Genomic DNA, 7,550 nt, shown 5'->3' on the forward strand with positions numbered 1-7,550 from the left:
GTATAAAGTTAACTGATATGCACCACATGCAGTTGTTCGAGGGAAGAAAGTTTGACATCGGCGAGCGCCCAGCGCGGATCCATACTGTATTCCTGGTCCGGCACTACCACGGAGCGCATACGTGCGGCTTTGGTGGCGATCATGCCATTAAAAGAGTCTTCGAGCGTCACACAGTGCAGGGGATCAACCTGTAATTCTCCCGCAGCCAGCAGATAGACCTCAGGATGGGGTTTGCTGTAAGGCAGCTTTTCCGCAGAAACACGAACCTCAAAGAAAGATTGTAAATTAAACATTTCCAGCACGGTATCGAGCATAAACAGCGGTGATGCAGAGGCAAGACCAATTTTAAGCCCCTGATCACGGCAAAGTTCAAGGGCATGATTTACGCCAGGCAGCAGCGGCCGGGTTTGCTCCACCAGTTCAATCGTGCGGGCGATGATCATCGAGCACACTTCTTCCTGATCCGGACCCCGCCATGGAAGCGCCTGATACCACATTCTGACCACCTGATCGATACGCAAACCTAGCGTATCCGGCAATAAATGGCGCTGGGAAATATCAACCCCCAGGCGACTGAAAACGTCCAGCTCAGCCTGAGTCCATAAACGTTCAGAATCAATTAACAGACCATCCATATCGAAAATTGCTGCATTAACAGGGCGGATATAAGCCATGAAAGCGGACTCCCTTACAATAAATAGAAACCCACTCTAACATTGGCGGGAATGTAGGTGAAATCAAAGACGGAGGGCTGTTGTCCCGGCACTGCCATGCTAACTGATTAAAACATTGGGCGGAGCAGCCTTTCTGTGGGTAAACTTAGCCGTTGCTTTAGGTATCCTAACAAGGGGAATTCATGACGTACCAACAAGCCGGACGTGTGGCAGTCATTAAACGAATAGCGGGATGGATCATCTTTATTCCTGCTCTGCTTTCAACGCTGATTTCTTTGCTGACTTTTATCAATGAGCACACTAAAACGGAGCAGGGCATCAACGCGGTCATGCTGGATTTCGTCCATGTGATGGTGGATATGGTGAAGTTCAATACGGCGTTTCTCAATGTCTTTTGGTACAACTCACCGGTGCCTGCTTTAGGACAGGGTGTTACCAGCGCGAACGTCATGTTCTTTGTCATCTACTGGCTGATTTTTGTGGGTCTGGCACTTCAGGCTTCCGGCGCGAGAATGTCCCGTCAGGTGAAACACATTCGCGAAGGGATTCAGGATCAGCTTATTCTGGAACAGGCGAAAGGGGTTGAAGGACGTACGCGTCCGCAAATCGAAGAGCGTATCGTGATACCGCGACACACTATTTTGGTGCAGTATTTCCCATTGTATATTTTGCCAATTATCATCGCTGTCATCGGCTATTTCATTTTGAAATTATTAGGATTAATTGCCTGACATACTGACGACATATTTATAACGCTTTTCGGTAAGCATGATAAATATGGCCTGAATACTGACGTGTTCAGGCCATATTTTCTCAGGGCTAAAAGATTAATTTTGCTAACTGATATCTTCGTGTAGCAGTCTTTCTATGGCGCGTTGTGCAACCACAAGATGCTGACCACCGAATAAATTGCTGCGGTTAAGCAGGTAATATAACTGGTAGACGGGTTGCCTGGAAATGAAGTCATCAGGGAGCGGAGTTTCACTTTGATAACCGTCATATAATTGCGGCGGGATATTAGGATACAACGGCAGCATAGCCAGATCGCATTCCCGGTCTCCCCAGTAGCAGGCAGGGTCAAAAATCACCGGACCATCATCCGATAAACCACAGTTATGCGGCCATAAATCGCCGTGTAAAAGTGAAGGTTGCGGCTGATGATTCTGCAAGCGTGCATAAACCATGGCCGTGATATCTTCGATATTGCCAAACATCATCCCTTTTTCTGCAGCCAGTTGTAGCTGCCAGCCAATACGCTGTTCAGCAAAGAAGGTGGCCCAGCGTCGTTGCCAGCTGTTGGGCTGCGGAAGCGTCGCCAGTTCATTATCGAAATCCAGACCGAATTGCAGTTGCTCACTCCACTGGTGCAACGTGGCAAGTTGCTGACCTAAAACATAGGCATTATGTGCATCCAGCGGTTTTTGCGGGATATATTCGAGTAAGAGGAAACTGTAATCACGATCACTGCCTACGCCATAAACTTCCGGTACCCGGACGGTCTGGCTGCGCGCAAGCAGGGTAAGCTGATCGGCTTCAGCGGCAAAGATAGGCAACATTTCGCGTGTATTACATTTTACGAACACATCCCTGTCACCGTAACTCAGCCGCCAGGTAGGGTGGATTTCGCCCCCCGGGAGCTCAACACGTTCGCGGATTTCAGCATTACCTAAGTGTTCACTCAACAAACGATTGATGGCTTGCCACATGGTATTACCCCTTCTGACTGGCCCGATAATTCATTAAGTTAGCGTTTTTCGCGCTTCGAAAACCCGATCCGGCGCACGGCTGAATCAGATGATGATGTCAATTTATGCCATTTCTGAGATGGCTAAATAGGAAATGCCATCAGCGAACCGATTAATTTAGGAATAAGTAACCTGAAACAGGTTTTATAAGCGGAATTGTCTTATCGACATCATCTCAACCCCCTTGTTTAACAAAGCAATAATAATAATAGACGAAAAATATATTCAGGTGTGGGAAGAAGATGTATATGCTACATCTCGTCCCAGTCGCGAGAGAGATAACGTGAAACCAAACATTCTTTATTTGATGGCCGCGCTATTGCTGGCGGGTTGCGCTAAAGAAACACCGGTTCAGACCACGCGTTTTTTGAATCCATCGCCGCCACCTCAGCGCGATACTTCATTAATGCATCCGGGGCCTTATGGTGATGTTATTCACCAGGCGGCAAATACTTACGGCGTCGACGAAACACTCGTTAAAGCGATCATTCAGGTCGAATCTGGATATAACCCAACCGTTGTCAGCAAATCGAATGCGATTGGGTTAATGCAGCTAAAGGCCTCAACGGCAGGACGCGATGCCTACCGGATGAAAGGACGTTACGGTCAGCCCACGCCGCGTGATTTAAAAGATCCGGCGGTTAACATTGACCTTGGAACGGCTTATTTAAGCATTTTACAACAGCAGCTTGCCGGCATTAATAACCCTGAAACCCGCCGTTACGCCACTACGCTGGCCTATGTGAACGGAGCAGGGGCATTGCTGAGAACGTTCGATAAAGATAAAACGTATGCGATTGCGAAAATCAATCTGATGACGCCCGCAGAGTTTTCTGCCCATGTGCAGAAAAAACATCCGGCACCACAAGCCCCACGCTATCTGTGGAAAGTGAACAATGCCTATCTGGCGATGCGATAAGCATGGTTTTTCCCGCCAGCGGCTCAGGCTGCTGGCGGGAAGGTTTTAATAATCTCGATAATGCCGTTGATAACGAACTGAACGCCCATACACACCAGCAAAAATCCCATCAGACGTGAAATCGCCTCAATTCCGCTTTTCCCGACCAGACGCATAATCGCCCCGGAACTGCGCAGGGATATCCACAAAATCAAACCCACTAAAAAGAAAATCATCACCGGCGCAACGATAATGATCCAGTGCGGATAGTCAGATGACTTGACCGTCGCAGCACTGCTGATAATCATGGCGATAGTGCCTGGTCCGGCGGTACTTGGCATCGCAAGAGGAACAAAAGCGATATTTGGCGAATCCTGCTTCTTCATTTCAGCCGTTTTGTTTTCGATAAGGATTCTTTCTTCTACGTGCGGCTGAGGGAAAAGCATCCTGAAACCGATAAAGGTGACGATGAGTCCCCCCGCAATACGCAGACCGGGAATGGAAATCCCGAAGGTATTCATCACCACTTGTCCTGCGTAATACGCCACCATCATGATGATAAAGACATACACTGAGGCCATCAGCGACTGCTGGTTCCTTTCCTGAGTGGTCATATTCCCTGAAAGGCCGAGCATCAGGGCAACGGTTGTCAGCGGATTTGCCAGCGGAAGCAGCACCACCAGACCCAGTCCAAGTACCTCAAATAATTGCCTGATTTCTGTCATCTTCTTCTCTTTTTCAAATGCATCTCTGGTTACCTTAGCGTCTCAGAGAAGATTACACGAAAAATATCCGCGATTAGCAACACAGGTTGCTGGAAATTCGCACTTTACGGGTGGTAAACTTGTCGGCTGTTTTCGCGTCGCATCCCGGTACAAGACCGTGCAGTATTCAGGGTGCCTATATTTGGCAAGGTAAAGCTAAATAGCGTGAATAACTACGTGAATTTAAACTCAAATATTTTTCTAGATGTGCTCTGTCGTGTGGGGCACCACTGTAGATTAAGGAATTAGCATGCCTGTCATTACTCTTCCTGATGGAAGCCAGCGCGTTTTTGATCGCCCCGTTTCTCCTCTGGATGTTGCCCTTGATATCGGTCCTGGTCTGGCGAAAGCCTGTATCGCGGGTCGTGTTAACGGCGAACTGGTTGATGCCACCGATCTGATTGAGGTTGATGCGCAACTGGCGATCATTACTGCTAAAGACGAAGCCGGTCTTGAAATTTTGCGCCACTCCTGTGCGCACCTTTTGGGTCATGCCATTAAACAACTCTGGCCAGACACCAAAATGGCAATCGGCCCGGTTATCGATAATGGCTTCTACTACGACGTCGATTTAGATCGCACGCTGACTCAGGAAGATATCGAACTGCTTGAAAAGCGCATGCACGAACTGGCTGAAAAGAATTACGACGTTATTAAAAAGAAAGTCAGCTGGCAGGAAGCGCGTGACACCTTTGCAAGCCGTGGCGAAGAATACAAAGTGGCGATCCTGGATGAAAACATCAGTCATGATGATCGTCCGGGCTTGTATCACCATGAAGAATATGTGGATATGTGTCGTGGCCCACATGTACCGAACATGCGTTTCTGCCATCATTTCAAACTGCAGAAAACCTCCGGTGCATACTGGCGTGGCAACAGCGATAACAAAATGCTGCAACGTATTTATGGCACCGCATGGGCAGATAAAAAGCAACTGAATGCATACATTCAGCGTCTGGAAGAAGCCGGTAAACGTGACCACCGTAAAATTGGTAAGCAGCTTGATCTCTACCACATGCAGGAAGAAGCTCCGGGCATGGTGTTCTGGCACAACGACGGCTGGACTATTTTCCGCGAGCTGGAAGCCTTTGTACGCATGAAACTGAAGTCTTATGACTATCAGGAAGTAAAAGGTCCGTTCATGATGGATCGCGTGCTGTGGGAAAAAACCGGTCACTGGGAAAACTACAAAGAAGCGATGTTCACCACTTCTTCTGAAAACCGGGAATATTGCATCAAACCAATGAACTGTCCGGGACACGTTCAGATCTTCAATCAGGGACTGAAATCCTACCGCGACCTGCCATTGCGTATGGCTGAGTTCGGCAGTTGCCACCGTAATGAGCCCTCCGGCGCATTGCATGGCCTGATGCGAGTTCGTGGCTTCACTCAGGATGATGCCCATATCTTCTGTACTGAAGAGCAGGTACGTGACGAAGTAAACAGCTGTATCCGTATGGTGTATGACATGTACAGCACTTTTGGTTTCGAAAAGATCGTGGTGAAATTATCCACCCGTCCTGAGAAGCGCATTGGTACTGATGAAATGTGGACACGTGCTGAGGATGATCTCGCGGCTGCGCTGACTGAAAACGATATTCCGTTCGAATATCAGCCAGGTGAAGGGGCGTTCTACGGTCCGAAAATTGAATTTACCTTGCATGATTGTTTGGATCGTGCGTGGCAGTGTGGTACCGTGCAGCTCGACTTTTCATTACCTGGTCGTTTGAACGCCTCTTATATTGGCGAAAGTAACGACCGTCAGGTTCCGGTAATGATTCACCGTGCTATCCTGGGTTCGATGGAGCGCTTCATCGGTATTCTGACTGAAGAATACGCTGGCTTCTTCCCGACCTGGATGGCTCCGGTTCAGGTAGTGATCATGAACATCACTGATGCACAAGCTACCTATGTCGAAGAATTAACTAAAAAACTGCAAGATGCAGGCATTCGCGTTAAAGCCGACTTGAGAAATGAGAAGATTGGCTTTAAAATTCGCGAACACACGCTACGCCGTGTTCCTTATATGTTAGTTTGTGGCGATAAAGAGGTCGAAGCAGGCAAAGTTGCTGTTCGTACCCGCCGCGGCAAAGACTTAGGAAGCATGGATGTTAGCGAAGTCGTTGACAAACTGCTGGCGGAAATCCGCAGCAGAAGTCTTCATCAACTGGAGGAATAAAGTATTAAAGGCGGAAAACGAGTTCAACCGGCGCGTCCTAATCGCATTAACAAAGAGATTCGCGCGCAAGAAGTTCGCCTCACAGGCGTCGATGGCGAGCAGATTGGTATTGTCAGTCTGAATGAAGCTCTTGAAAAAGCTGAGGAAGCGGGCGTCGATTTAGTAGAAATCAGTCCGAATGCCGAGCCGCCAGTTTGTCGAATCATGGATTACGGCAAATTCCTCTACGAGAAGAGCAAGTCGACCAAAGAGCAGAAGAAGAAACAAAAAGTTATTCAGGTTAAGGAAATCAAATTCCGACCTGGTACCGATGATGGCGACTATCAGGTCAAACTACGCAACCTGATTCGCTTTCTGGAAGATGGCGATAAAGCTAAAATCACCCTGCGTTTCCGTGGGCGTGAAATGGCGCACCAACAGATCGGTATGGAAGTGCTTAACCGCGTCCGTAAAGACCTGTGTGAAGATTCTGAACTGGCCGTTGTCGAATCCTTCCCTACGAAGATCGAAGGTCGTCAGATGATCATGGTGCTCGCACCTAAGAAGAAACAGTAAGGCTTCCAAGTAATCCTGCTGCGCGGTGCCCGCACCGCGTATGCTGGATTCGCCTTTCTGATTCATGTTAATAACAATGCGAAGTGGAATTTAAAATGCCAAAGATCAAAACAGTACGCGGCGCCGCTAAACGCTTCAAAAAAACCGCCAACGGTGGTTTTAAGCGTAAGCACGCAAACCTGCGTCATATTCTGACCAAAAAAGCTACTAAGCGTAAACGTCACTTGCGTCCAAAAGGCCTGGTATCCAAGAACGATTTGGGTCTGGTCTCTGCATGTCTGCCGTACGCATAAATACACTTTTTTTCATCTAGAATATAAAACTCAGGAGAGCATATGGCTCGCGTAAAACGTGGTGTGATTGCACGTGCACGTCACAAGAAAATCTTAAAACAGGCGAAAGGCTACTACGGTGCCCGTTCTCGCGTATATCGTGTTGCATTCCAGGCTGTTATCAAAGCTGGTCAATACGCCTACCGTGACCGTCGTCAAAAGAAACGTCAGTTCCGTCAGCTGTGGATCGCGCGTATCAACGCAGCAGCTCGTCAGAACGACATGTCTTACAGCAAATTCATTAACGGCTTGAAAAAAGCTTCTATTGAAATTGACCGTAAGATCTTGGCTGACATCGCGGTATTCGACAAAGTGGCATTCTCTGCACTGGTCGAAAAAGCGAAAGCAGCTCTGGCGTAAGTCAGGTAAAAGAGGGAGCTTGCTCCCTCTTTTATATTGTGTG

9 protein-coding genes are annotated in these 7,550 nt (G+C 48.1%); 6 read left to right on the plus strand and 3 right to left on the minus strand.

Annotated features, from left to right (window positions below; translation table 11 throughout):
* Nucleotides 1-8 precede the first annotated feature (8 nt).
* On the minus strand, nucleotides 9-674 hold the full coding sequence (gene hxpB / locus J1785_RS05325) for a hexitol phosphatase HxpB (RefSeq protein ID WP_129951738.1): 666 nt from the start codon (nucleotides 672-674) through the stop codon (nucleotides 9-11).
* A gap of 182 nt (nucleotides 675-856) precedes the next feature.
* Here hxpB and J1785_RS05330 point away from each other — a divergent pair, with 182 nt between their 5' ends.
* The gene (locus tag J1785_RS05330) at nucleotides 857-1,405 is read left to right on the plus strand and encodes a YniB family protein (RefSeq protein WP_129951737.1); all 549 of its coding nucleotides are present in this window, start codon (nucleotides 857-859) and stop codon (nucleotides 1,403-1,405) included.
* A 105-nt stretch (nucleotides 1,406-1,510) separates the two neighbouring features.
* Here J1785_RS05330 and J1785_RS05335 read toward each other — a convergent pair whose 3' ends face one another.
* Nucleotides 1,511-2,380 (minus strand): fructosamine kinase family protein, encoded by an 870-nt coding sequence (locus tag J1785_RS05335; RefSeq protein WP_217218970.1) that lies wholly within the window; start codon nucleotides 2,378-2,380, stop codon nucleotides 1,511-1,513.
* A 322-nt stretch (nucleotides 2,381-2,702) separates the two neighbouring features.
* On the opposite strand from J1785_RS05335, the gene J1785_RS05340 reads away from it, so the two are divergent.
* Nucleotides 2,703-3,338, plus strand: coding sequence for a transglycosylase SLT domain-containing protein (locus J1785_RS05340; RefSeq protein ID WP_013576139.1), 636 nt, complete (start codon nucleotides 2,703-2,705; stop codon nucleotides 3,336-3,338).
* A 23-nt stretch (nucleotides 3,339-3,361) separates the two neighbouring features.
* Here the strand turns inward: J1785_RS05340 and J1785_RS05345 are convergent, their stop codons facing one another.
* Nucleotides 3,362-4,042 (minus strand): MarC family NAAT transporter, encoded by a 681-nt coding sequence (locus J1785_RS05345; protein ID WP_129951735.1) that lies wholly within the window; start codon nucleotides 4,040-4,042, stop codon nucleotides 3,362-3,364.
* 289 nt (nucleotides 4,043-4,331) lie between these two features.
* Here J1785_RS05345 and thrS point away from each other — a divergent pair, with 289 nt between their 5' ends.
* The 4 genes from thrS (at nucleotide 4,332) to rplT (ending at nucleotide 7,507) form a co-directional block, all read left to right on the plus strand.
* Nucleotides 4,332-6,260, plus strand: coding sequence for a threonine--tRNA ligase (thrS, locus tag J1785_RS05350; RefSeq protein WP_095921433.1), 1,929 nt, complete (start codon nucleotides 4,332-4,334; stop codon nucleotides 6,258-6,260).
* 3 nt (nucleotides 6,261-6,263) lie between these two features.
* The gene (gene infC, locus J1785_RS05355) at nucleotides 6,264-6,815 is read left to right on the plus strand and encodes a translation initiation factor IF-3 (protein ID WP_013576136.1); all 552 of its coding nucleotides are present in this window, start codon (nucleotides 6,264-6,266) and stop codon (nucleotides 6,813-6,815) included.
* 95 nt (nucleotides 6,816-6,910) lie between these two features.
* Nucleotides 6,911-7,108 carry a 50S ribosomal protein L35 gene (gene rpmI / locus J1785_RS05360; RefSeq protein WP_013576135.1) on the plus strand — a complete coding sequence of 66 codons (198 nt, stop codon included), beginning with the start codon at nucleotides 6,911-6,913 and terminating at the stop codon, nucleotides 7,106-7,108.
* Nucleotides 7,109-7,150: 42 nt separating this feature from the next.
* Nucleotides 7,151-7,507: a 50S ribosomal protein L20 gene (rplT, locus tag J1785_RS05365; protein WP_013576134.1), complete on the plus strand. Its 357-nt coding sequence runs from the start codon at nucleotides 7,151-7,153 to the stop codon at nucleotides 7,505-7,507.
* Nucleotides 7,508-7,550: the final 43 nt, after the last annotated feature.

It is taken from the genome of Rahnella perminowiae (assembly GCF_019049755.1).
Classification (GTDB): Bacteria; Pseudomonadota; Gammaproteobacteria; order Enterobacterales; family Enterobacteriaceae; genus Rahnella; species Rahnella perminowiae.

What these genes read in the sequence shown, in the direction of transcription:
- hxpB (WP_129951738.1), bottom strand. Translation starts at nt 674, where the DNA reads ATGGCTTATATCCGCCCTGTTAATGCAGCAATTTTCGATATGGATGGT.
- J1785_RS05330 (WP_129951737.1), top strand. Translation starts at nt 857, where the DNA reads ATGACGTACCAACAAGCCGGACGTGTGGCAGTCATTAAACGAATAGCG.
- J1785_RS05335 (WP_217218970.1), bottom strand. Translation starts at nt 2,380, where the DNA reads ATGTGGCAAGCCATCAATCGTTTGTTGAGTGAACACTTAGGTAATGCT.
- J1785_RS05345 (WP_129951735.1), bottom strand. Translation starts at nt 4,042, where the DNA reads ATGACAGAAATCAGGCAATTATTTGAGGTACTTGGACTGGGTCTGGTG.
- thrS (WP_095921433.1), top strand. Translation starts at nt 4,332, where the DNA reads ATGCCTGTCATTACTCTTCCTGATGGAAGCCAGCGCGTTTTTGATCGC.
- rpmI (WP_013576135.1), top strand. Translation starts at nt 6,911, where the DNA reads ATGCCAAAGATCAAAACAGTACGCGGCGCCGCTAAACGCTTCAAAAAA.
- rplT (WP_013576134.1), top strand. Translation starts at nt 7,151, where the DNA reads ATGGCTCGCGTAAAACGTGGTGTGATTGCACGTGCACGTCACAAGAAA.